Source organism: Bifidobacterium apis (genome assembly GCF_036986835.1).
GTDB classification, from domain to species: Bacteria; Actinomycetota; Actinomycetes; order Actinomycetales; family Bifidobacteriaceae; genus Bombiscardovia; species Bombiscardovia apis_A.
In genome coordinates, this window is sequence record NZ_BTXD01000001.1 from 604,474 (window position 1) to 629,063 (window position 24,590).

At 57.9% G+C, this 24,590-nt stretch carries 20 protein-coding genes and 1 tRNA gene; 13 read left to right on the forward strand and 8 right to left on the reverse strand.

Translation table 11 applies throughout. The features are described 5' to 3' along the window. Positions 1-28: 28 nt before the first annotated feature. From alr to dnaG, 4 genes are all read left to right on the forward strand, one after another. Positions 29-1,387: an alanine racemase gene (gene alr, locus AACP62_RS02510; protein ID WP_339346094.1), complete on the forward strand. Its 1,359-nt coding sequence runs from the start codon at positions 29-31 to the stop codon at positions 1,385-1,387. A 70-nt stretch (positions 1,388-1,457) separates the two neighbouring features. Beyond that, positions 1,458-1,916, forward strand: a complete 459-nt coding sequence (locus AACP62_RS02515; RefSeq protein WP_339346095.1) for an Ohr family peroxiredoxin — start codon at positions 1,458-1,460, stop codon at positions 1,914-1,916. 18 nt (positions 1,917-1,934) lie between these two features. Next, a complete protein-coding gene (locus tag AACP62_RS02520; protein WP_339346096.1) occupies positions 1,935-3,218 on the forward strand; it encodes a deoxyguanosinetriphosphate triphosphohydrolase in 1,284 nt (427 codons plus the stop codon). A 57-nt stretch (positions 3,219-3,275) separates the two neighbouring features. Then, a complete protein-coding gene (gene dnaG, locus AACP62_RS02525) occupies positions 3,276-5,366 on the forward strand; it encodes a DNA primase (protein ID WP_339346097.1) in 2,091 nt (696 codons plus the stop codon). A gap of 94 nt (positions 5,367-5,460) precedes the next feature. On the opposite strand, the gene AACP62_RS02530 is transcribed toward dnaG, so the two are convergent. Next, on the reverse strand, positions 5,461-5,613 hold the full coding sequence (locus AACP62_RS02530; protein ID WP_339346098.1) for a hypothetical protein: 153 nt from the start codon (positions 5,611-5,613) through the stop codon (positions 5,461-5,463). A gap of 560 nt (positions 5,614-6,173) precedes the next feature. Between AACP62_RS02530 and AACP62_RS02535 the strand changes: the two genes are divergently transcribed. Beyond that, on the forward strand, positions 6,174-6,947 hold the full coding sequence (locus AACP62_RS02535; protein ID WP_339346099.1) for an HAD family hydrolase: 774 nt from the start codon (positions 6,174-6,176) through the stop codon (positions 6,945-6,947). Between the two features lie 10 nt (positions 6,948-6,957). On the opposite strand, the gene AACP62_RS02540 is transcribed toward AACP62_RS02535, so the two are convergent. Then, a complete protein-coding gene (locus tag AACP62_RS02540) occupies positions 6,958-7,290 on the reverse strand; it encodes a nucleotide pyrophosphohydrolase (protein ID WP_045935602.1) in 333 nt (110 codons plus the stop codon). 67 nt (positions 7,291-7,357) lie between these two features. Here AACP62_RS02540 and AACP62_RS02545 point away from each other — a divergent pair, with 67 nt between their 5' ends. From AACP62_RS02545 to AACP62_RS02565, 5 genes are all read left to right on the forward strand, one after another. Further along, entirely contained in the window at positions 7,358-9,511 is a 2,154-nt protein-coding gene (locus tag AACP62_RS02545) for a DNA/RNA helicase domain-containing protein (protein ID WP_339346101.1), read from the forward strand. Between the two features lie 105 nt (positions 9,512-9,616). After that, positions 9,617-10,561 (forward strand): uridine-preferring nucleoside hydrolase UriH, encoded by a 945-nt coding sequence (uriH, locus tag AACP62_RS02550; RefSeq protein ID WP_015022193.1) that lies wholly within the window; start codon positions 9,617-9,619, stop codon positions 10,559-10,561. Positions 10,562-10,566: 5 nt separating this feature from the next. Then, positions 10,567-12,015 carry a uridine transporter UriT gene (gene uriT / locus AACP62_RS02555; protein WP_483413705.1) on the forward strand — a complete coding sequence of 483 codons (1,449 nt, stop codon included), beginning with the start codon at positions 10,567-10,569 and terminating at the stop codon, positions 12,013-12,015. 248 nt (positions 12,016-12,263) lie between these two features. After that, positions 12,264-13,445: an SLC13 family permease gene (locus AACP62_RS02560; RefSeq protein ID WP_198205895.1), complete on the forward strand. Its 1,182-nt coding sequence runs from the start codon at positions 12,264-12,266 to the stop codon at positions 13,443-13,445. 150 nt (positions 13,446-13,595) lie between these two features. Then, a complete protein-coding gene (locus AACP62_RS02565; RefSeq protein WP_339346524.1) occupies positions 13,596-14,747 on the forward strand; it encodes an MFS transporter in 1,152 nt (383 codons plus the stop codon). Between the two features lie 46 nt (positions 14,748-14,793). Here AACP62_RS02565 and AACP62_RS02570 read toward each other — a convergent pair whose 3' ends face one another. Genes AACP62_RS02570 through AACP62_RS02580 form a run of 3 tightly spaced genes read right to left on the reverse strand, consistent with a single transcriptional unit; the run spans position 14,794 to position 16,510 of the window. Then, positions 14,794-15,399 carry a DNA-3-methyladenine glycosylase gene (locus tag AACP62_RS02570; protein WP_198205561.1) on the reverse strand — a complete coding sequence of 202 codons (606 nt, stop codon included), beginning with the start codon at positions 15,397-15,399 and terminating at the stop codon, positions 14,794-14,796. Next, complete coding sequence (gene fdxA / locus AACP62_RS02575; RefSeq protein WP_198205560.1) at positions 15,396-15,782, reverse strand: ferredoxin; 387 nt, start codon at positions 15,780-15,782, stop codon at positions 15,396-15,398. The genes AACP62_RS02570 and fdxA overlap by 4 nt, the downstream gene beginning before the upstream one ends. After that, entirely contained in the window at positions 15,779-16,510 is a 732-nt protein-coding gene (locus AACP62_RS02580) for a helix-turn-helix transcriptional regulator (protein WP_339346104.1), read from the reverse strand. The genes fdxA and AACP62_RS02580 overlap by 4 nt, the downstream gene beginning before the upstream one ends. A 58-nt stretch (positions 16,511-16,568) precedes the next feature. Between AACP62_RS02580 and AACP62_RS02585 the strand changes: the two genes are divergently transcribed. Next, a complete protein-coding gene (locus AACP62_RS02585; protein WP_339346106.1) occupies positions 16,569-19,226 on the forward strand; it encodes a multicopper oxidase domain-containing protein in 2,658 nt (885 codons plus the stop codon). A 25-nt stretch (positions 19,227-19,251) separates the two neighbouring features. Here the strand turns inward: AACP62_RS02585 and AACP62_RS02590 are convergent, their stop codons facing one another. Next, positions 19,252-19,497 (reverse strand): TM2 domain-containing protein, encoded by a 246-nt coding sequence (locus AACP62_RS02590; RefSeq protein ID WP_172636718.1) that lies wholly within the window; start codon positions 19,495-19,497, stop codon positions 19,252-19,254. 834 nt (positions 19,498-20,331) lie between these two features. Between AACP62_RS02590 and AACP62_RS02595 the strand changes: the two genes are divergently transcribed. Then, positions 20,332-21,888 carry a hypothetical protein gene (locus AACP62_RS02595; protein WP_339346108.1) on the forward strand — a complete coding sequence of 519 codons (1,557 nt, stop codon included), beginning with the start codon at positions 20,332-20,334 and terminating at the stop codon, positions 21,886-21,888. Positions 21,889-21,909: 21 nt separating this feature from the next. Beyond that, entirely contained in the window at positions 21,910-22,530 is a 621-nt protein-coding gene (locus tag AACP62_RS02600) for an NUDIX hydrolase (RefSeq protein ID WP_339346109.1), read from the forward strand. A 14-nt stretch (positions 22,531-22,544) separates the two neighbouring features. Here AACP62_RS02600 and AACP62_RS02605 read toward each other — a convergent pair. Then, positions 22,545-22,621, reverse strand: a tRNA-Arg gene (locus AACP62_RS02605). 38 nt (positions 22,622-22,659) lie between these two features. After that, positions 22,660-24,561 (reverse strand): 1-deoxy-D-xylulose-5-phosphate synthase, encoded by a 1,902-nt coding sequence (locus tag AACP62_RS02610; RefSeq protein WP_339346111.1) that lies wholly within the window; start codon positions 24,559-24,561, stop codon positions 22,660-22,662. Between the last annotated feature and the right edge of the window lie 29 nt (positions 24,562-24,590).

A 24,590-nucleotide genomic window follows, 5' to 3' on the forward strand; every position in this document is an offset into this window, starting at 1 on the left:
CGTCGCAGCGCCGTCGCACAATGGAGCCATGACATTGAGTGCAGCACCGGCATGGCAGTTCTCCGGGCCCGAGGGCCAGGGGCATTACGAGCAAGCTCTTCGGGCCTATCCTGGGCAGATTATTGTGGACTTGCGGACCTTGAAGGCCAATATGGCCACCCTGGTTAAGCTGGTTCATTCCACGAACCCCGGTGCTGCAGTCATGGGTGTGGTCAAGGCCGATGCTTACGGCCATGGGCTCATCCCTGCTGCTCTGGCGGCACTGGCTGGCGGGGCCACCTGGCTGGGTACGGCCCAGTCCCGAGAGGCCCTTCGTCTGCGCCGAGCAGGCATCGGATCCGACCGTTGCCGGGTTCTGTCCTGGATGTTCAATGGGGACCGCGCCCCCTTCGACCAGCTGATTCGGGCTGACATCGACCTGGGTGTCGGTTCATTGAAGACCATGGACATGGCGGCTCAGGCAGCAGATCAGGTTGGTAGGCCTGCCCGTGTCCACATCAAGGTGGACACAGGCTTCGGACGCAACGGCTTTACTCCTGAAACCTTCGGTGAAGCCCTGCGCGAGCTCTCCCGCCTGTCTGCTCAGGGCCTGTTGGAGCCTGTGGGTCTTTTCAGCCACCTGGCAGTGGCCGACATGCCTGACGTTGACGAGTTCGTGTCGTCCACTGACGAGCAAATCGCCCTCTTCGAGGAGTTTTCTGACAGGATGACGGCCGCCGGCATGAAGCCCGCAATCCGGCATCTGGCCAACACCGCCGCCACGCTCACCCGTCCAGGGATACGTTATGACCTGACACGTCCTGGCATCGGCCTGTACGGATACGAGCCCGATCCCTCCATGGGGGCTTCGGCCGATTATGGTCTGCGTCCGGCAATGACCCTCCAGGCCCAGCTGGGCACCGTCAAGGATATGTCGGCCGGTCATGGCATATCCTACGGACGCACTTATCTGACGGAGAAGCCGACAAGCACGGCTATCATGCCCCTGGGTTACGGCGACGGGATTCACCGATCTGCCTCAGGCTTCGACCGCGAGGGCGCCATGGGCCGAGAGCGCCTGGGTGGCCCCGTCCGTCTGATGACTCGCCAAGGGCCCAAGTTGGTTCGCGTCGCTGGCAGGGTCTGCATGGACCAGTGCGTTCTTGATCTCAAGGGTATGGCTTCCGACTTGGGAGCCAGCGAAGGCGATACCGTTGTTCTCTTCGGGCCAGGTCGGGGGGAGGATCAGGCTGAGCCAACCGCTGATGACTGGGCCCGGGCCGCCGACACCATCAGCTATGAGATTTTCACTTGTCTGAGTAGTCGGATTCCACGGCTCTACGTGGGCGTGCATGAGGTGGTCGACCCCGCCGACCTGCACCTGATTGCACCTGAATCCATTCTTTGAGACAACTATCACAGGTAGAACCTAGGCTTGGGGCCTTGTCAAGGCGCAATATAAGTGGTGAGATGAGGTTATGACTACATATACAGGAAATGAACTAAGCAATATATCATACACAGCTGTAGCTGACATCACCGGTGGCCGCGAGGGCCATGCGGACAGCCATGAGCCTGATCTCTCCCTGGACCTGGATACACCCAAGGCCATGGGGGGCAAGGGTCAAGGCACCAACCCCGAGCAGCTCTTCGCAATCGGCTGGGGTGCCTGCTTCCAGGGAGCCATGGGTCTGGCCGGCAAGGAGTTGCGCGTGCCGGCCACCAAGCTGGCTCAGAGCAGGGTGCGTACCCATATCTCCCTCGGCGACCAAGGCGAGTCCTTCGGTATCAAGGCTCTGATCGAGGTCTGCCTGCCCGGCGTCGATCGTGATCTGGCTACCCGCCTGGTGGAACGCACTCAGGAGCTCTGCCCATATTCCAAGGCCACGGCGGGCAATGTGCCCACTGAAGTGGTGGTCGTGGACGATTTCGACTGAACGGAGCGGACGCGCCTGATGGGCACTGACGAGGAGGGCGGATCTCGCCTGCTGGCTGAGGGCTACTCCGCCCATGATCAGGAACGGTGGGCACCGGAGCCTCCGAAGACCAGTAGCAGGACTGCCTTCGAACGTGACCGGGCGCGCCTGGTTCATTCTTCGGCGCTGCGTCGGTTGGGGGCCAAGACGCAGATTCTTGTCGCCGGCACTGACGACTTTGCCCGCACACGACTGACCCATACCCTGGAGGTGGCCCAGATCGGACGGCAGATCGGCACCATGCTGGGCTGCGACCCCGATGTGGTGGACTGCGCCTGCCTGGCCCATGACCTGGGTCATCCGCCCTTCGGCCACAACGGTGAGCGTGCCCTGTCCTCGCTGGCCTCCGACATAGGAGGATTCGAGGGCAACGCGCAGACCCTTCGCCTACTGACCAGGCTGGAGCCCAAGGTCTTCCACCCGGACGGACGCTCAGCAGGGGTCAACCTGACCAGGGCCGCCCTGGACGCTGCGGTTAAATATCCCTGGACCCTGGCCGAGGCCTCGGCTCATCCCAAGGGGGAGAGGACCGCCAAGTTCTGCGTCTATCCCGATGACCAGGAGGTCTTCCATTGGCTTAAGCAGGGAGCACCGCGGGCCAGCACGCCTATGGAGTGCCAGGTCATGGATCTGGCTGATGACATCGCCTACAGCGTTCACGACGTGGAGGATGCCATCGTGGTCGGCTCATTCGTGCCCGAACGACTGGCTGAGCCTCGAATCATCGATGGCGTGGTCCGGGCCGCCCGATCCTGGTATGGGGACCGTTGGGATGCTGACCAGCTGGTCCGGGCATTGGAGACCGTCCGTGGCATGTTGCCGCTGGGTTTCGATGGGTCACGCCGCGCCCTGGCTACGTTGAAGAACACCACCAGCTATCTGATAGGCCGCTTTGCCGACTCCGTGGAGGCAGCCACTCGAAGCCGCCACGGCCAAGGTCCTCTGACCAGGTACTCGGCGGGACTGGTCATTCCTCCCCGGACCTCCTACGAGATTGTGGCCTTGAAGGGGATTGCCGTCTACTTCGTCATGGCTCCCCGTGAGAAGGAGCCCTTCCACGCAGAGCAGCTGAAAATCGTGACCGACCTGGTTGAGGTGATGATGGCCGACTCGCCAGCCCCCTCGGATGCTCTGGAGGATGTCTTCCTGGAGGATTGGCGCCAGGCGGGTTCGGATGGTGAACGCCTGAGGGTGGCCATCGACCAGGTGGCCTCCCTGACCGACGGTTCGGCGCTGGCCCTGCATTCCCTGGTCTGCCCCTAGGCCTGCGGCATTTATGCCGGGCGCAACACATCGCCCTGAACCGGTAGGCTGGGTGTCATGTCCGGAATGATCAAGAAGGAAGACATCGAGAAGGTCAGAGCCAAGGCCGATCTGTATGAGATCGTATCTGAAAGCGTGACTCTGAAGCCTTCAGGTTCCGGCACTTACATGGGCCTGTGCCCCTTCCACGACGAGAAGTCTCCCTCTTTTTCGGTGCGTCCGTCCATGGGGGTCTGGCACTGCTTCGGCTGCGGCCTGGGTGGCGATGTTTTCACCTACGTGGAGCAGGAGGAGAACGTCGAGTTCGGCGATGCCGTCGAGATCCTGGCAGACAAGTACCAGATCGAGCTGCATTATGAAAACTCCCGCCAGGACAAGCGCCGCGGGTCCAAACGTTCCCGGCTGCTGGAGGCCAACGAGGAAGCCCAGCGTTTTTTCGTTTCGCAGATCATGAGCAAGGAGGCGCTGGCGGCGCGCAAGCTCTTGGCGGGCAGGACCTTTTCCCAGGCTGACAGCGCACATTTCGGCTGCGGATACGCTCCACGAGGATGGGACAACCTGGTTCGCCATCTGGCTACCAAGGGTTTCACCCAGCAGGAGATGCTGGATGCGGGTCTGGCCAGGCAGGGGCAACGGGGGGTCTATGACTACTTCCGGGGCAGGGTCACCTGGCCTATCAGGGATTCCACGGGCCGTACCCTTGGCTTCGGCGCTCGCAAGCTCTATGAGGACGACGGCATCAATGCCAAGTACATCAACACGCCGGACACCCAGCTCTACCGCAAGAACCAGGTGCTCTACGGCATCGACCTGGCCAAGGATGCCATCGTCAAAAAGCGGCAGGTGGTCATTGTGGAGGGTTATACCGATGTCATGGCCTGCCACCTTGCCGGCGTTGACACGGCTGTAGCCACCTGCGGCACTGCATTCGGCGAGGACCACGCCAAGATCGTCCGTCGACTCATCTCTGATGACGCCTTGGGGGCTATCCAACTGGTGGGACCGGTCCAGGGCTCCCGGGTGGTCTTCACCTTCGACGGGGATGCCGCCGGGCAGAAGGCCGCCCTGCATGCTTTCGGCCTTGACGGGAGCTTCCTGACGCAGACCTTCGTAGCGGTGGCCCGGGAAAATCTGGATCCCTGCGATTTGCGTATCCGGTACGGTGATGAGGCCGTGCGTTCCCTGGTCGATCATGCCCGGCCGCTGTACGACTTCGTCATCGACACCGCTGTGGCCATGTTCGACACCCAGTACACCACCGGGCAAATGGGGGCTGTCAAGGCTGTGGCACCCATCCTGGCGCAGATCAGGGATCGCTCCCTGGTGGGGGCCTACACCCGCAAGACCGCCAGAAAAATCGGCGTGGATCTGGATCTGCTGCGTCAGGAGGTCAACAGGGCCCGTCGCAAGCTGCATGTAAAGGACCAGGATGCCTATGCGGTCCGCACTCCTCACCGCGGTGCAAATGAATCGGGGGGTCGCGCGGGCCATGGCAGCGACGACGCCATGCAACGCCGGAGGATACAGCGTGAGGATGCCCTCCGACAGGGCTATCATCACATCGATGATTCGGTCTTCATTTGCGAGCAGCAGTTCATGGGCGTGCTTATCCAGATTCCCAGGGCGGTCGGATCCGATGCCTTCGGCCAGCTGAGTCCGGAAAGTTTCGAGGTTCCGATTTTCCGCTCGCTCTATCGGGCGGTGCAGGCCGCCGGAGGACTGCCCGACAGGAAAACGCCCCAGGGACTGTGGATGCATAATCTGACCAAGGCTGGCGGGCCCATGCTGGAGTCGGCCATCAACGAGCTGGCTGTCATGCCCTTGCCGCTGAATTTGGATAAGCAGGAGGATAGGCAGAGGGGCTCAGTACCGGGCTCCAAGAAAGGCGATAAGGGGGACGAACAGGGTGCAGACTCCGATGACACGGATGTTCAGTTGAAGCAGCCTAGCCCGGAGGAGCGTCAGTATGCTTCCGAGTTGCTGGCAAGACTGTTGGACGCCACCTACATGCGGCTTATTGCCTCGGCCAGGCATCGGATGAATCAGTTACCCGACGGTCAGGAGAAGTTCGATCTTCTTGGCCAGCTCACCCAATACGAGACCCAGCGCAACGAATTGCGCAATCAGGTCTTCGGCAACGCTGAGTGAACTGGTGGCCCGATAATTCGTCCTTTCCATCCTTGTCGAAGTTTTACTTGTAGACAGGGGCGGAGAGGACTTGAGGTAGGTGTGGTCCCACCCGTTAGGTGGGGAAGGAGATCTGGGAGTTGATGCAGGTCATTACGGTGACAATGATCGCGGTAATGATGCCACCCAGATAGGGATTCCTGGTGTGACGGTAGATCGCCTGAGCCTCCAGATGCAGGACGGCCAGTTGGACCAAAGGTGTCAGCATCCAGTCGGGTGTCTGCGTGTCGATACCAAAAAGACTGTTGGCTCCGATGACGAAGAAACATCCATATCCAGGTGCTACTACAAGCAACGCAGAAGCTTGAACAGCGACAAATTCATTGTTGATGCAAGGCAGAGTTTGAGAATTCTTCCTTGTTTATAAACCCGTAATGCCTTACAAATATAGTATTACTGGTAAAGCATGATAATTCACTCTTTGTCCTTACTTTGGCTGTATGGCACATTCTCAAGTACCGAGCGGGTGGGCGGAATACGCCGTGGTATTAGGCTTGAACATACAACGCCGAAGGACGGCTTTACATTACAGCCAAGAGTTCGTCGCCTATAATGCCAACCTTTCCCGATTCGCGTATCAACAGTTGGAGCATGGTCAGTCGCGACCCGGGAGCCCAGCCAATCCCAGTTTGATCAACATAATGGCAGTTGCTCAAGTGCTTAATCTGGGTCTGGATGAGCTGCTACCTGATCCATGGCCGGATCTTCATGCCAAGTAATGCGCAGCAGCGCTATTCTCAAGACGAGCCTTGCCGATAGGGTGAATGCATGAACATGGAGCATAAAAGGGAAGAAAGCCGTGCCGGGTCGACTGACAAAGCCCGGTCTCCTATGGGTCACCGACCGCTTGCGGTCTTCTGGGACATGGACGGAACCTTGATCGATTCAGAGCCCTACTGGCATCAGGCGGAGGTCGATCTGGTGCGCAAGCATGGGGGGGACTGGAATGCCGACATGGGCTGGCAGGTTTCCGGCAAACCTCTCACCAAAGTGGCAAGCTTAATGCGGGAGCGTGGTCTTGACCTTCCTGAGGACCAGATTCCGGATTTGTTGATCGATGGGGTAATCGCCATGGAGGAGCGTCACATGCCATGGATCGAAGGGGTTCGTGCCATCCTGACAGACCTGGTTGAGGCTGGCATCCCTTCGATTCTGGTCACTACTTCGCCACGCCGCATGGCTCAGGCTGTGGTCGCCAAGGCACCCAAGGGGGCTTTTGCCGACTATGTTTGCGGGGATGATGGGCTGGCCCAGAAGCCCGATCCTGCCCCCTATCTGCATGCAGCCGGTCTGGTGGGCATCAACAGCCCTGATCTGATGGCATCCTGCCTGGCTTTCGAGGATACCTTGACCGGCATCACTTCGGCTGTGGCATCAGGAGCCACCACTGTGGCCTATACCGGCACCAATCCGGTCGACACCTCGTCAGGTCCTCAGTTCGCTTCCATAAACAGCTATCGGGGAGTCACCTTGGATGATCTATCCGCACTGATCGCCAAGCGACTCGGACGGTCGGGGTCGTCGGCTGCGCAGACCTGCTGAATCGATCCGCCTACTGCAGGGGCCGGTATTTCCGGCTGGAGCCGCGTGAGGTTGCCACCGGATACCTCTCGGCCGTCCTTTGCAGTTTGTCCATGATGATTCGGTCCATGTCCAGATCCAGCCGATCCGCCAGCTGGATGCAATAGGTGAGCACGTCAGCCAGTTCGTCGGTCACGTGTCCCTCATCTCCGTCCCTGGGATCATCCCCCCACTGATAGCATTCCAAGAGCTCGGCGGCTTCGATGCAGATTGATTTGGCCAGATTTGCGGGCGTATGGAATTGATCCCAGTCGCGCTCGTGCACAAAATCCATCACCGCTGTTTCCGTTTCCTTGCTGATCATGATTTCGAGCCTATCAGTCGGCTCTCCTTGGATCAGTTTGGTATGGGTTCGTGGCATAGTGAAAATCATGGATTCATCAAGTGCGCCGCAGCCTGTGGTGATGACTCTGCCCTATGGCAATTTTAGGGATGAGGATTTTTCCAAGGCCATCGCTGAGTACAAGCAGGCGAAAGCCGTTGGCAGTCAGGGCAGTAAGTTGGAGGGGAGGCTGCTTGAGGAGCTGTTCCTGCGCTATCCCACTGTATATATTGTCTCTGCCGACCTAGGGGACAGCAGCAAAAAGCATGGCGGTGGACCCCCTTATGTGGTTTACGTCGGTGAGACCAACGACATCCGTTCTCGAACCAGGCAGCACATCGAGCTGGATCCACGGACCCGGACGGATTGGGAACGCCTGGTGCGATTCATGCGCAATCATCAGGACAGGGTCTGCCAGTACATCATCGGTGATCGCCACTTCAATAAGTCCCTGACTCTGGATATGGAAAATCGGTTGATGGGGTATATGCAGAGCGTAGACGCGGTCAAGCTGGTTATGAACCGTAGAACCAACGCTCAGGATATGTATTACACCAGCGATGAGTTCGACAGCATCTTTTCCAAGGCCTGGCAGACCCTGCACGAAATGGAGCCCGATCTGTTTCCGGAAGAGAAGGCGATTCTGGACTCCGCCCTGTTCAAGGCCTCGCCCTTCCGCAAACTCACCGACGAGCAACGGCGGGCTGAAGAGGCTGTGCTGCATGTGTTGGAGTCGGTCATTGTTCAAAATCGTGACGAGGGTTTCCACTCATTGACGGAATCGACAGGACCGGTTCGGATCAACGATAAAGTCCATACCCAGGTCATTGTCGTTCAGGGCATGTCAGGGACCGGCAAGACCGTTTTGCTCAGCCATCTCTTCTATCAGATATGTGCCAGATATGGCATCTATGGGAACTTGAACGGCAAGGACGATAACCGTTCGGCAAAGGCCAGGCAGCGTTCCTACATCATTGTCAACCAGGCCGAGCAGGCCAATGTCTATAACCAGATGGCTCTGAAGCTTGGATTGCAAAAGCAACGCGGCCAGTGCGTGGTTGGCGCTGTCCAGTTCATCAATCGGTTCAGCAAGCACACCAATCGAAATGGCCGATCCACAGGCAGGGCAGCGGATCCTATGAATAGCGTCGATGCCAAGGCGGATGTGGTGCTGATTGACGAGGCACACCTGCTGCTGACACAAGGGTCGCAGAGCTACTCCGGAGGCAACCAGCTCTACGATATTCTCCGGCGGTCAAAAGTGGCCATCGTGGTCTTCGACCCGGAACAGGTCTTGCGTGGATCCCAGTTCGTGGATGCCCAGGAAAGTCGGCTTCTGGGATTGACGGGTTCCGAGCATGGCACAACCTTCTCGCAACCCATGCTCATCCGTGAGAAGTCACGGGATGGCCAACATGTACGCGAGGATACCTTCCAGGTCAGTCATGTTCGTTTGGACCAACAGATGCGCATTCAGGCTGACCCTGCAACCTGCGCCTGGCTGGATCGGATGACAGTCAAGGATGGCGTCATTGGTCCCTTGCGTCCGGATCCTTCGGAACATCCTTATGAGATCAAGGTATTTGACTCGCCTACGGACTTGAGGAAGTTCATTCGTCGTAAGGACCAGGAGCAAAGGGGCGAGGGCTCCTTGGGCCTCTGCCGACTCCTGGCCACCTATGACTGGCCTTATAGCAGCAAGAATCAACCGGATCCACGCGAACCCTCCCGACATTGGCAGGTTGCACTACGCCAAGAGGATTCAGGTCAATGGGTGTGGGCCGAAGAGGGGCAGGACGGGGATGGTGAATTCGCCATGCCCTGGAATTACGAGCTATATGAGGCGCAGGGAAACTCCACTGCAAATCACCGGATCGCCTGGGCCGAGTTGCCTTTCACCATTGATGAGGTGGGCTCCATCTTCACCATCCAAGGTTTTGATCTCAACTACGCGGGGGTCATTATCGGGCCCTCGGTCACTTACAGGAACGGAAAGATCGAATTCGAACCCAAGTTCAGTTGCAACACATTGGCGACCAACCAGCGGTCGGAGCCGGAGATGAATCCTGTGGATAATCTTCGGCACGAGTTCAATGTGCTGCTCAAACGAGGGGTGCACGGATTGGGGCTATTCGCAGTTGATCCCGAGCTTCGGGATCGACTGGCCTGGGCAGTGGGTGGGTTCGCCCAGGTCCGGGACTGACCAGTCTAACGCGCCTACATCGATTGAATGCCAATCAGCGGTATCATGTCCTGGGCCATGATCCATGGCCCAGGACATATTCATGAGAAAGGTGTAGGCGAGTATATGACGACGCGCAAGATCATCCTGGACTGCGATCCGGGTCATGACGATGCGGTGGCTATCCTTCTGGCAGTAGGCGATCCGCGGATCGACCTGATCGGAGTGACTACGGTTGGCGGCAACCAGAGTCTGGACAAGGTTACCTACAATGCGAGGGCTGTGCTGGAAAAGGCTCATGCGCGCCAGGTGCCGGTCCATGCCGGATGCGATAGGCCGTTGGTGCGTCCTCAGGAAGTGGCCGCGTCCATCCATGGCCAGACCGGCCTGGACGGTGTCGAGCTGCCTGAGCCTACCCGGCCCCTGGATCCTGGCCACGCCGTCGATTGGATCATCGAAACCATCATGCGCGAGGAGCCGGGCACGGTGACTCTGGTTCCCACTGGGCCTCTGACCAACATCGCCATGGCCGTTCGCAAGGAACCCCGCATTGTTGATCGCGTCCGCGAGGTCGTGCTCATGGGCGGCGGCTACCATGTGGGCAACTGGAGCGCTGTCGCTGAATTCAATATCAAGGTGGATCCCGAGGCTGCTCATATCGTCTTCAATGAGTCTTGGCCGGTCACCATGGTGGGGTTGGATCTGACCCACCAGGCCCTATGCACTCCCGAGGTTCAGCAGCGCATCGAGGGCATCGGCACCGATCTGGCCCATTTCGTCAGCGGGCTGATGGACTTCTTCCGCAAGTCCTACCAGGACAACCAGGACTTTGTGGATCCGCCCGTGCATGATCCCTGCACCGTTGCCTATCTGATCGACCCCTCTATTGTGAGCACCCGTCGCTGCCCGGTTGATGTGGAGCTGCGCGGGGACCTGACCTGCGGGATGACCGTGGCCGATCTGCGTGGTCCGGAACCCTCTGCCGAAGACTGCCACACCCAGGTGGCCGTCAAGCTGGACTTCCAGGGATTCTGGGACCTGGTGGTCAAGGCCATCACTGCGATTGGATGAGATCAATGAAGACTTCAAACACAGCCGAACCCAAGACTGACAAGCCCGATACCACGACCGCTGGCGGCTCAGGCTCTTCCATCGTCGCCTTGATGACGGCACTGATGGCCGCCGTCTTCGCCTTCCAGCTCAATGCCTCCATGCTCTCGCCGGCCCTGACGACCATGGGGACCGAGCTCAATGCCAGCAGCTCCAGCATCGGTCTGACCCAGACGGTGTTCTTCACTTCTTGTGCGGTCTTCTCTCTCTTTCTGCCTCGGCTGGGCGATCTGGCCGGCCGCAAGAAGGTACTGCTGGGCATGCTGAGCCTGACGGCGCTGGGATGCGTGGTTTCTGCTCTGGCGCCCAATGTGACGGTGCTTATGATTGGCCGCGTCATTCAGGGAGTGGCCGGTCCGGTCGTCCCCATGACCCTGATCATGCTGCATGCCGAGGTGACTGATGAAGCCCGCTACGCCAGGCTCATGGCTGTCCTCACTGCGGTCAACGGCGGCATCGGCGGCGTGGATGCCATCCTGGGTGGCTGGCTGGCCGGCACTTTCGGCTTCCGCTCGGTCTTCTGGTTCATGGTGGCCATTGCGGTAATCGCCGTACTCCTGGTGGCCCTCTTCGCCCGTGAGAGCTATGCGGACAATCGCCCCCGCATGGACTGGGCCGGTGTGGTCTTCCTGTGCATCGCCTTCCTGGCGGCCTACCTGGCTATCAATGAGGTCGAGAAGCTGGCCCAGGCGCGCTGGATTCTGGTAGTCGTCGAGATCCTGGTGGCTGCGGTCTTCTTCATGATCTTCTGGAAAGTCGAGAGCACCACTTCGGCGCCCATGGTCACCACCACCTACCTCAAGCAGCGGCGTACCTGGGGCCTGCTGCTGACGACTCTCACCACCATGGTCGGTGTCTTCGCCATCATGAACGGGATCGTTCCGGCTCTGGCCCAGGACGGCGAGGTCGGCGTCGGCCTGAAAGCCAGCATCGTCTCCTTCGCCACACTGACCCCATATGCCCTGGTTGGCCTGGTCTTCGGCCCGGTGGCCGGGACGCTGGCTTCGCGCTTCGGCTACCTCAAGGTTCTGAGAGTGGGCCAGTTGGTCAGCGTGCTGGGACTGGTCTTTGGCATCTACGTCTGCCTGGCCCCCAGTATCTGGAGTCTGGTGCTCCTCTCCCTGATCCTGGGCGTCTCCTATGCGGGGACGGCCAACATCATGCTCAACGGGCTGGGCGTGGTCCTGTCTCCTTCGGACAACACCGGGTATCTGCCGGGACTCAACGCCGGAGCCTTCAACCTGGGTTCAGGCCTGAGCTATGCAGTCCTCTATGCATTCATGAGCGGCTTGGCGGCTTCCGGTGGAGCCCGTACCGGCTATGTGGCGGCCATGATCGGCGGCGGCGTGCTGGTGCTGATTGCCCTGGCTCTGTCCTATCTGATTCCGGATCCGGAGCGATTGAACGACAAGTAATATTGCGATCTAATAGGGGCTCTGCGAAAGTGCTGATTCGCAGGACCCCTTTCCATGCTTCAGCCGGCCGGTATCCGACTCTATGAACATTCGACAAGGGTCGAAAGTCGGGGCCAGACAGACTAGCAGCCAGTAGCGCCGAGTGTCCCGACCCTGGGATCAGGGGCGGAAAATAGCGTCAGGAGAGGTCCTGTAAGCCGGGGGCGGGCGCGTAAACTAAGTGAGGAATTCGTTCGCCGGAGGTGACCATGCAACATCGGGTGATCGGACTGCTGAAAAACGAGACCGTCCTGGTCGTCGCGGCAGTCATCGCTCTCGTATCCTGCATCCTCATTCCGCCCGACCGGCAATATCTGGGTTACATCCACGTCAATACCCTCACCCAGCTGGGATCCCTGATGATGGTGGTTTGCGGATTTCAGCGCATCGGGGTCTTCCATGCCATCGGAGCCGGCCTGCTGAGTCGTGTCCGCTCGGTGCGGGGCCTGGCCTTGGTCCTGGTTTCTCTGCCTTTCTTCTCAAGTATGTTCATCACGAATGATGTGGCCCTGGTTACTTTCGTGCCTTTTGCCATCGCTGTTCTCATCATGGCCGGTCTGGAAAACCATGCCCTGTTGATTGTCACCTTGATGACCCTGGGCGCCAATGTGGGCAGTATGCTGACGCCCATCGGCAATGCCCACAACTTATATCTCAAGGCCCGCTCCGAGATGCCTACCGGGGAGTTCCTCCTCCTTATGGCGCCTTACGCCCTGGTTGCGGCTCTGATGCTCTTCCTGTGCTGCTGGTTTGCCTTCAGAAATCAGCATTTGAACAAGTTCGAGGGCATGGATCCGCAAGAGATTCGCCGCAGCGTACTGGCGCCCAGGGAGGATGGGATACAACCTCAGGTGAAAGAGATGCAGCAGTCCAGCGGATGGCGCATCGCTGTATACCTCATGCTCTTTTTTGTCTGTCTGCTCGGTGTGGCCAAGCTGATTCCCCAATGGGCCATGGTTCTGGTGGTGGCGGTGGCTTTCCTGATCTGTGACAGGCGGGTCTTTCTGCATGTGGATTGGGGACTGCTGCTGACCTTCGTGGCTTTCTTTATTTTCATAGGCAATGCCAGAAGGATCCCCCAGTTCTACAACCTGGTCAGTAGCCTGGTCAATATCCACCCTTTAATCACCTCGGTCCTGTGCAGCCAGCTCATCAGCAATGTGCCGACGGCCCTGCTGGTCTCAGGTTTTTCGACAGCCTGGCATCCGATTATTCTGGGCACCAACCTGGGTGGGCTCGGAACCCTGGTCGCTTCAATGGCCTCACTGATTTCCTACAAGGCTGTAGTCAAGCAGTATCCGGGCAAGAAAGGCGATTACCTGAAAATCTATACCGTTTTTAATCTGCTCTTCCTCGTCGTGTTGGTTGGCATGGCACTGCTGCTGGAGTAGACTGCCCTCCATCGACCAAATGGTGCCGCTAACATTGAGAGGGAGGCAGGAACGATGGAACCGGCCCCGTGCACGTCTAAGCCCAAGGACACAGGGATATTGACCAGACGGAATCTTGGGGTTCTGGTCGGAATCATGGCCTTGGCCATCATGTCGCGGTTTGACTCCATCATCTCTCCTTCCGTCGCAGCCATCCAGGCATCCTTTTCCCATACCGATCCCTCCACCGTTGAATCGGTGGTCTCCATAGGTTCTTCGGCAGCTATAGTTTCAGCTCTTGTATTTGGCCAACTCTTGACCAGAATGAGTTTCAGAACCGCTGGCTGCATCAGCTGTCTGTGTGTCGCCCTGGGCGGCTTGATGCCCTTGGTTGTGCACAGCAGTGTAAGTCAGCTGCTTTTGTTTGCTTTGGTAGTCGGGTTTGGCGTGGGTATCGCTACCACAGTTCTCCCTAGTTTGTCGGCCAGGTTTTTCTGCGGGAAGCAGTTGGCGGCGCTGATGGGGCTGGTCCTTGCTGTTCAGGATGGCTCTTCCATGCTGGTTCTTGCTCTCGGTGGTGTTCTGGCCAAGGGAGGATGGCTGCACAACTATTGGCTCTATTTCCTGGCCTTGCCTGCCCTGGTCTTGGTCATCTTCATGGTCCCCGGTGTCGGTGCCGTCGAGGAGGAGTCGGGAAAGGTCGTAGGTTCTAAAGTATCGTCCTCCCGAAAAAGCGGACAATGCTGGTGGGCTACCATTTCCTGTATTCTTATCGGGTTTCTGAGCATTTTCCTGGTCGCGGTCCTCTACAACAAGCTTGCAGTCTACATAGCCAAGTACGGTCTTGGCGGCACCAGCGCAGCCGGGGTGGCCCTGATGTTCAACACGGGTTCCTCGGTCGTGATCGGGCTTAGTATCAACGCCATCAAGCGGATTTGTCGACAATGGACCATTCCGGTCGCCTTCCTTCTGATGGCCCTGGGCGCCCTGCTCTTCCTGACCACCCGCTCCTTCCCGCTGGTTTGCTTATCCGCCTTCCTGGTTGGTTCAGGTAGTGCCATCAATATGGCTACCTGCCCCTTCCTCCTGTCCAATCTGACTCCACGCAAGCGCTATCCACTGGTAATGGGAATCTTTTCGGCCACCACCAGCCTCGGTTTTACGGCATCCACCTGGGCCTTCAAGGCTTTTTCATCAGTGTTTGGTCTGGATCCGGTAACAGGCAGTTTCATAGGAATGCTGATCATCGCTCTGCTGGCTGCTGTCATTCTCTCGCTTGTCCGCTTCCAGAGCTGTGTGGAATCCCGCTACATTGAGCAATAAGCCACCCTTTAGGCTGTAGAAATCAGAATTATAGGATTCTGTCCTTTCATCGCGACAGGTAGGGGTTGCCGGTGATGACGAATCGTCGTAGGGTCTCTTTGGCATGGGAGATGCCTATTCGGGGGGTTGCCGTGATGGTCTCGTCCTGATTCAGCACTGCGGCTGCCAGGCGGATGGGCGGTTTCCTGAGGTCATGGCCGTAATTATGCTTGTCGATGTCCAATGCCTGGCAGAGCTTGGCGGGGCCGTTGGTCAATTCCCGATCCGGGTGACGGCCGTGCCTGTGGCTGCGTAGAAGATCCAGACCCTGCACTGGCTGGCAGGCTCGAATCAGTACCCCGGCGCCGAATCCGTCCTCCTGACAGGAGATATTCATGCAGTAGTGCATTCCATAGGTAAAGTAGACGTACATGTGTCCGCTGGGGCCGAAAAGGGCATCGTTGCGGGCTGATCGTCCGTGATAGGCATGGCTGGCCGGATCATTCTGATCGTAGGCCTCGGTTTCCACGATCCGAACCCTGGCCTGTTCACCTTCCGTCTCGTAGTCCCGGATGATCAGGCAACCCAGAAGCATCCGGGCGGCCTCCTCCACAGGACGGTCCAAAAAGTCAGGGAAGACCAGGTAATCGTCCTGGCTTGAACCGGCCTTCATTCCGTTTGGTCCTTGCGTACCCAGACCGCGCGCTGGCCGCGTGATTCCGGCTGAATGCAGACGAAGTTATCCTGGTGGGGCAAGGCGGCGACCTTTGGATGGTCGTGATCGTAGGGACCCTGGGCCTGTGCGCCGCCTGCATCGCCGACCTGGGCAAAGAAGTCTTCGGAGGCATCCTTGAACCAGGTCCATTCCTCAGGCAGGTCCTCTTCGTAGAAGATGGCCTCCACGGGGCAGACCGGCTCGCAGGCACCACAGTCGATGCATTCGTTGGGGTTGATATACAGGTTCCTGGGGCCCTCGTAGATGCAATCCACCGGGCACTCGTCCACGCAGGCCTTGTCCTTGACGTCCACGCAGGGCTGGGCAATTACGTAGGTCATTGCTTTACTTTCCTCCTTGGTTTGTTGTCCACTTTCGCTACTTTCAGAAAGCATCCTTTTGGCGAGGACAGGGGTTTCAGCAATATACGGGCCTTTTTATCCTTGGCCGCCTTGCTGTTGCCTTCCACAATTCCTTGGATCATGCCCAGATGGATTGTGCAGATAATGGGATGGCTGTTGACACTGTCCAAGAAGGGGCATGAGGTCAGATACAAGCTTGCTGAATCCGGATCTGCCGTAACCGGAGCAAAACCCAGACCGGCCAGAGTGTTGAACAGTGTCTGAGTCATGCTCGATGACACGTCCTTTTCTGCATTCGCCCCGCTTTGTCGGGCCAGGGCACGACCCCAGACCTTACCTGCTTTCAATGCAGCCCTATCCCTGCTGCCAGTATCGGGACAGGCGGTTTCCAGAGCTATACAGAGCGAGGAGATCATATCCTCCTGGGCGCAGTTTGTGGATGTGGGGGAGTAGATGACAGCCGGCCTGCCTCGACCGGTTGATTGACCGTTGCTGTCTTTTCCCTGGCGGACCGCCTCTCCTTGTTGTACCAGACGTTCAAGATGGAAACGAGCGGTCGTCGGATGAATGCCGAAGGCTGTTCCAATTTGCTGTGCGGTTACACCTGTACCGGTCTGTTCGGCCGCCACATGCAGATAATCCAAGATTGCAGAACGGATCTCCTCCCCGCTTCTGCGCCTGCCGTGGGCTTGAATTTCCTGACTCATCGATTAAATTGTATAACTATCAAATCAATTATCAACCCAGGACAAGGCGGACAGACCCATGCACAATGACCAGAAGATGCGCAAGTCCGGCGGCAGAATGGCCTTGCCCAGGTCCAGGATGGTCCTCCTTATCGGCGCAGGCCTGGCTGCGTTGCTTGGCCTAGTTGCGGCGCTGATTCGTTCGGATCTGATTCACCCCTCGGGCAGGGTGCCCCTGGCTGATCTGCACGGCGGACTCATGGTCTATGGGTTTTTGGGCGCTGCCATTGGCCTGGAGAGGGCAGTGGCCTACCGCAGCGGGGGATCCAGCAAACCTACATGGGGATTTCTCGCTCCTGCCTTGGGTCTGTTGGGGTCCCTGCTCTGCCTGCTGACGTTGATAATTTCAAGCCGCGCTACTGCTCCGGCATGGGCCAGGGTGGAGCTTTTTGGCGGCATTCCGTGGACTTTATCCATGTTGATCCTGACAGCCATGTACTTGGCCATCTGGCGTCGGCAGCCCTCTGCAGAGGTGCTCATACAGGTTCTCGGATCCCTGGTGGGTCTGGTCGGGGCTGGTGCTTGGGTTGCAGGATTGGACGCCGCGGTTCTGGCCCCAACCTGGCTCTTCTTTCTGGTTCTGACCATCGTCGGTGAGCGGGTGGAGCTGGCCAGGGCGGTCTTCTCGGATATCCGTCTTGAATCAGGAATCCTGGGGCTCAGCCTCCTGACCGTCCTGATGCTGCCGGTCCAGGCCATGGCGCCTTCGGTCGGCTATCCACTTCTGGGGCTGTCTCTGGGCCTGCTTCTTCTGGTAATGGCCAGTCATGATGTGGCCAAGGGCACCTTCCGTCATGGTGGTCTGCCGGGATTCATGGGCACCTGCATGCTGTCGGCCTACGCTTGGGGGCTTCTGGCTGCTTTCATATGGATGGTGGCACCCCTCGATTCCAGTACCTACTGGGGCGACATGGCGCTGCACGCGCTGGCTGTCGGATTCATCATGACCATGGTCATCGCCCATGTCTGCATGATTGTCCCCTCGGTCATTCGAAGGCCTCTGCCCTTCCACCCGCTCCTTTGGGGTGCCTGGGCACTTATGCAGGTTGGTTTGCTGATCAGGCTCCTTGGAGCCATCAGGGTATACACGCCCTTGTGGAAGGCGGGGAACCTGCTGAATGTTCTGGGAATCCTCTCCATGATGCTGACCGTGGTGTATCTGGCTGCTCGCGGCAAGCAGGTTCTGGCGTCCAAACGCTACCGTCGGCGTCAGCCCGAGGATTCGCAAAACGAACGAGTGGGGACCCTGGCCCTGAGGACGGACCTGATTGCCACCTCGGTTACAGTGTTGGTCCTGGTGGCCGCCGTGGTCTTGATGGCCCTGCGGCCGACGCTGGCTGTCTCGGTCGGGGCAGCACCCAGTGTCGGAGGCGTCCATGAGGCTTCGTCGAAGAGCGTCCAGCCGACGGGTCACACCAGCAGAGCTTCAATCAAGGTGAAGGGGATGGCCTTTGTGCCGGATGTCATCACCATCAATGCAGGCGACCGGCTGGTTGTAGATTTTCAAAATACTGGAGATCAGCGGCATGACTTGGTTTTCGCCAATGGCAAGAGCACCGGGTCAGTTCCGGTGGGCCAGAGCGTCTCGGTCGACGTGGGGGTCCTGGGGGGCGACACACTGGGCTGGTGCTCGCTGGCAGGGCATCGCCAGATGGGTATGGAGCTCAAGGTCCAGGTAAAGGGTGGAACTGTTGCTGAACAAGGTCAGTCCTCCGCAGGGAAGATGGCCCTAAGCCATATGCCTTCAGCTGCCAAGCTCAAGTCACAGGCTGAGAAGAGCGACCCCGCCAAAGCCGCCCTTCCGCCACTGGGCAATCAGGGAAAGGCTGGAACCAGAAAGTACACGCTGGACGTCAAAGAGCGCAAGGAGCAGGTTGCTGCAGGGCTTGAGCGCACGGTCTGGAGCTTCGACGACGCGAGCGATTCACGGGATAGGGGATCGCGGCCCCTGGCCCAAGGTCCAGTGCTCAGAGGCCGGGTGGGAGACACCTTTGAAGTAACCATCAGAAACAAGGGAAGTATGAGCCATTCCATTGACTTTCATGCCGGGCCGGCCGTCCCACAGACCATGATGCGCAACATAGAGCCGGGCAAGGAGCTCCTGTACACCTTCACCGCTGATAGGGCAGGCATTTGGATGTACCACTGCAGCAGCGACCCCATGTCAAACCATATAGCCAACGGCATGTACGGGGCCGTGGTTGTCGATGACGGTACCCTGCCGCCAGTGGCTGCGGAGTATGTTCTGGTCCAGTCTGAGATTTATCTGGGGTCCAATGGAGGGAGTGCAGATGCTGAAAAGGTGGCGACCATGAACCCGGATATCATGACCTTTAACGGACGGGCCTTTCAATATGACGCCCACCCTCTCAAGCTGGAGAAGGGGCAAAGAGTCCGCATCTGGGTTCTGGATGCGGGTCCCAATCAGCCGCTGTCCTTCCATATCGTGGGCACCCAGTTCGATACGGTCTGGACCGAGGGCCGCTACCTGATTGGCGGAGGTTCAGGAGCGAATTTTACCGCTGCTTCATCGGCCGGGGCGCAGGTCCTATCCCTGCTGCCGGCCCAAGGTGGCTTTGTGGAGCTCAAGGCCGATCAGCCAGGCGACTATTCCATAGTCAACCACGTCATGAGCCTGGCCGAGAAGGGTGCGCATGGCATCCTGCGGGTGTCATGACGCAATTAATCGGCGTCTGTCGTCTTCAATCCTGCAGCTGGAGTCCCTTGCCGTCCATGTGGTAAGGCGAGCCTGGATGTGAGCCAAGAATCTGCGCACCTTCTACGATGGCCCATACTGAAGAGATGAGAGGGCCGATGAAGAGGACGAAGATGGTGATCAGCAGCTGTGCGACCCCACGCCCGGTCTTACCCAGATAAAAGTTATGTATGCCGAAGCCGCCTAGGAAGAAAGCCAGAATGGCTGCTGTGACCTTCGACTTGTTCGACATACCCGGTCCGTTGATATATTGGGCCTGAAGCTGCCAAGGTTGAATTTGGGCCGGTCCGGTGGTGCTGTTGGATTGAGGCGTATATGTGGTTTGGCCATAGGGATTCTGCGGCTCTCCCTGGGTGCTCGTGCTCGGAGCCTGCCAAGTTTGATTCGTATCCGGGTACCCGTTGGCAGTTGCTGAGGGATTACCCTGCTGGGAAGCAGACTTGTAGCTTTGGTTGGAAGGCTCTTGCCCGTATCCCCTGTAGCCTGAATAATTCTGGCTTGCCTGAGCCGTCGGGTCTTGGTTGTCGCCTGTTTGCTGATCTGTTGGTTTATACCAATCGTTCATGGTTGCCTTTCTTATCCATATCATTGTGGGAATGCAACATTATATCTCCAAGAGGGTTTGACTAAAGAGAGGACTTGGCCCTGAAATCTGTTCAGCCAAGACTTAAAAAAGTAGGGCAAAGAATTATTCGGTCATTATTTGGCTATGGATATGTGCTTTGCGCCGGTGGCGTCGGCTGTTCTGTGGATCCTATGGAAAACGGCTGATCCTAGGTTTGGTTGTTGAATCGAATATGCTTTGCAAGAGCAGAGCGCGGGCTTGCAGACAGGCAGAGAGGGTCAGTGAGCAAGGTTCTCATTCATGGCTACAGGCATATTCGAGTTTGTGTTTATTTGCAGATGGTTCCCAAGGGAAGCGGCAACCGTGGTGCGGAATATTCCTTGTCTCCATGACCAGCAATCGGTCTTTTCGGCGTTTTCTTTCATGACTCAGTTGCTTGTACCGGCTTTAAGGGGGGAATGTGCTGAACGAGCAGACAAACACGAGGTCTAGCATAAAGACATGAGTCAGAGCGTATGCCCGTATGCCATCATGCTGACCAATTTCGATTCAGAGGAACAGCTGAACGATTGGAATCAGGTCAGGCTTCTATGCAACAACCAGGATAAGCAAAAGTGCGATCAAGAGCGCATTCCAGAGGTGAATTCGAAGTTCTGGTCAGATGGTCCTGACGGCGTGAGCATCTGCGAGAGAACCATTCAGCAGCATCCGCAGTTTCTCGAACGATTCGCAGGCATTCTCAGAACGGCATTCCTCTATAGTCCCCAAGTTCTTGTCACTGATGCTGAGCTTTTGGATGGCGTCTATTTTCTGGCGTTTGGTCCTGATGTTGTTCTTGATCTTCTCGGGCAGAATGGTTATGAAAAGCCTTTCCTCACCGTATCCGGCAGACAACCGACCTTGGAGCAGTGCCTGCTGAGGTTCACTACGGTGCCGCTTGACCATCAGCATCAACTTTCAGCCGGAGCAGAGACGGTTAGCCTGCCGGATATAGGTACGTTGCGTCCGCTGCAATATCAGGTTTTGCAGAAGACCATCACCTCTGAAGAAAGTCAACGGTTCGTTCCCCAGGCCAGAGCCGTCTTGAGTGAGAATGTAGAGGATAATTGGTCAATAGCTCACAGGATCGCTTGCTTGTACTCCGCATACTGCCAGCAGGATCCGTCTGAGGGTACCTGCCAATTGCTGGCTCAGCGCTGGCAGGAATGGATAGATGCCGAACGGAAGGGTCTCATCAGGTATGAGCAACAACGTTCTCAAACCGAGTCGAATTCCGGCATCGTCCGCAGCTTTAATGATGCCTTTCTTCCTGTTGTCAGCGAAAACGCCGATTGCCTGCGTTCCTGGTGTTCCACATCCAAGGCGAACGAGGCGGAAAAGACCGCATTTCGGGATGTCTTGGACAAGATAAGTCATGAGCCGAGGCGGTCCAAGGCCTTTGCGCTCATCAAGCATTCTGCTTTGCCCTTGGGCACGACTGATTGCAATAGGACCATGGAATGTGACCAGCAAACGCTGGTGGACTGGTATCAGTTCGTCTACCGCTTAGCAATGGCGGATTACCTGGGCTGCTGCCTTATGGCCGTACAAAGCAAACCGAATTCGTATGAGCGCTATGCTGGCCGGACAGGTGGGCGCTCATTGATGCTGTCGGGCAAGGTAACAGAATTGTTGGGGCAGATGCCTTCCGGCTGTTTCGTGCAGTTCTGTTATCAGTCAAGAGATGCGATACAGCAGTGGCGTAATTGTCGACCGAACGCCCCGGACTCTGACCAGCAGCAGCATATTCGTAACATTGCCTATTGCGTGCAGAAGTTTGCATCGCAGCTAGACCGAAAACAGGACAATTGTAAAATTATCAAACAGTTTATTGCGACCCTGATCATCGCATCCATATCTGTTTTTTGTGACAAGATCATTTTTTCAAGTTCAATATCCATTATCGTGATATTGACTGGGGCTTGGTTCATTGAAGTATTTCCCGAGTTGCTGACAATGATGGAATGGATGCACGACCAGCATACGGCAACGCAAACCATGGTATTCGCTCAACGGTAATCATCGACCAGGAAGGTGACTGTGAAAAACGCTGATGAGTTGAGGCCTAGGGTTCCTCTGCAGGAAATAAGGCGTAGGAAAGTCTTCGAGGAAGCCGGGGGAGCCGACTTTACCGTGACTGCTGTGGACGTCAAGGTGAGGGACACAGGTGCAAACATGACCTTGCACGTGGCATCCGTCAAACAGGGTCGACCGGGTGTGATCTGTGTGACGGTCGTAGAACGAGGGGGGGAGGACTTCTATCTGATAGCGCGCCACTGGCGGGTCGCTGTAGAAGACTGGCTATGGGAATTTCCGCGAGGTATGGGGGAGCAAGGCGAGAATCCCCAGACTACAGCCATCCGTGAATTGCATGAAGAGACCGGACTGTGGGCTCAGCCTGATGCCGTCCGTCAGTTGCACAGGCTTCATGCCGATGCCGGGGTGCTTCAAGACGACGTGCGGGTGATGGAAATACGGCTTGATGACGTTTCATCCATTCCTGTATTCGATAGCGTCAAGCAAGGCGGTGATTGGGAATTGGAGGATCTGCAATGGCTGCGGTCAGCTGATATTACCAATATGATCCGTGATGGACGACTGATTGATGGGCTTACCATTGCCGCATTCTCAATACGAGAGATTGATAAGCACATCCAGTGAGTTCGTAGTGCAATTGGTGACCCCGGAGAGATTCGAACTCTCGACCTACAGATTAGAAGTCAGTTGCTCTATCCAGCTGAGCTACGGGGCCAAACCCTTTCATTGTACCCGCCTGGGTCCACCGGCGGGTCAGATCCATGAAGCCTGGTCGGTAAGGGCATCCGATATGGCTCGAGTCATTGCCGGAACGGTCATGCCATACCTTTCCAGCAGGGTGGTCTTGGGGACCCGGTCGTTGAACTCCTTGGCCGCTCCGAAGGCCAGGGTGTGAACCTGACTAGGCCCGTAGTATGCAGCCACGGCTTGGCCCCAGCCGCCGTCCAGCTGACCGTCCTCGATGGTGACCACCAGGGGGTGGGTACTGGCCAGGGCATCCAGGGTCTGCTCATCCAGGCGGTCATAGCGATGTGGGTCCACCAGTGTGGGCTTCAGCCCCGTGGACCTCTCCAAGGAATCAGCAAGATCGCGGCCAAGTGGGAGGGCGTCGCCGAGAGCCAGTAGGGCTACGGTCTTACCTTCTTGCAGGATTCGATAGTGATCCCAGGGAGCAGCGTCCGATCCGCATTCAGCATTGGTCTTCGAGGGATTTGCAGCCAGATCCATTGGCTTGGCTGCGCGTTCTGTCGCCAGCGTGCGATCGCCGGGCACCCTGATGACCACCGGCTGCCGGGCCGGACCCGTGGCCCAGGCCAGCATGTCCAGGAATTCGGCCCCGCTGGTCGGAGCCAGGCAGGTCAGTCCGGGGATGCCTCGCATCATGACCATGTCGGCCGTACCTGAATGCGTGGCATCGGTTTTGGCAATGCCAGTTGAAAAAACCAGCAGAGTCACCGCGCTGCTGTTCAAGGCCATCTCCTGCTCAATCTGGTCGTAGGCCCTCTGGAAGAAGGTGGCCGAGGTGGCGACCACGGGCGTGCCTCCGGCCTTGGCGATGCCCGCGGCGTAGGCTATCGCGTGGGATTCGGCGATGCCCACGTCCCGGTAGTGGTTCCCGGCCCGCTGGCGGAAGTCGGGATCGATACCGTTGGACAGCGGCGTAGCAGGGGAGATGACTACCAGGCCCGGCTCTTGTGGGAACCTGGCCTCCAAGGCCTGCATGGCCATTCTTCCGTAAGACTTTCGTGAGTTGGGCAGGCGACCAAGAGAGTCCAAACCGTCCTGCCAGTGGTTGGCCTCCACCGGACCTTCAGCGGGCAAATCCGGCAGGGAAGTCATATGAGCTGTTTGTCCATCGCTCTGAGTTATGGAAGTCGGGCCGATTTGTCCCTGGCTGCCCTGTCCCAGCCCCAGGCCTTTGCGGGTGTGGATATGGACCACCACCGGATGGTCGGTGCCTTTAACCTGACGGAAGGCCTCGATCAGATCCTCGATTCGGTTGCCCTTATCCACGTAGCGGTAGTCCAGTCCGAGGGCGCGGAAGGGGTTGTCCGGGCTGCGTCCCCCACTGGCACGCAGGGCCGCCAGGCTCTTGTAGAGTCCCCCGTGGTTCTCGGCGATGGACATTTCGTTGTCATTAACCACGATGATCAGATTGCCACCCTGCTCTGCTGCCCAGTCCAGCCCCTCGAAGGCCGGTCCGCTGCTCAGGGAACCATCCCCGATGAAGGCGATGATGTTGGCCTTGCCGCCGGTCGCATCCCGCTGGGCGGCCATTCCGCAGGCCAGACCGATGGAGGTGCCGGTATGCCCCAGCATGAAGTCGTCGTAGGGGCTCTCCTTGGGCGAGGTGAATCCGGACAGATCCTCATGATGCTCGGGGTCCGTGTAGGCCCGGCGCCGACCGGTCAGGATTTTGTGGGTGTAGGCCTGGTGGGAGACGTCGAAGATCAGATGATCATGAGGCATATCGAAGACGTAGTGCAGGGCGATGATGGGCTCGATGGTGGCTAGGTTGGAGCCCAGGTGGCCGCCGTGACGTCGACAGAAGCGGATCAGCAACTGACGGATCTCGTCGGCCAGTCGATTCAGCTCTTCCACGGAGAGAACCTTCAGATCCTGTGGGGAGTCGATGCTGTCCAGAAGCTTGCCCATAACCCTCCTGTCAATTTCCGTGATGCAAT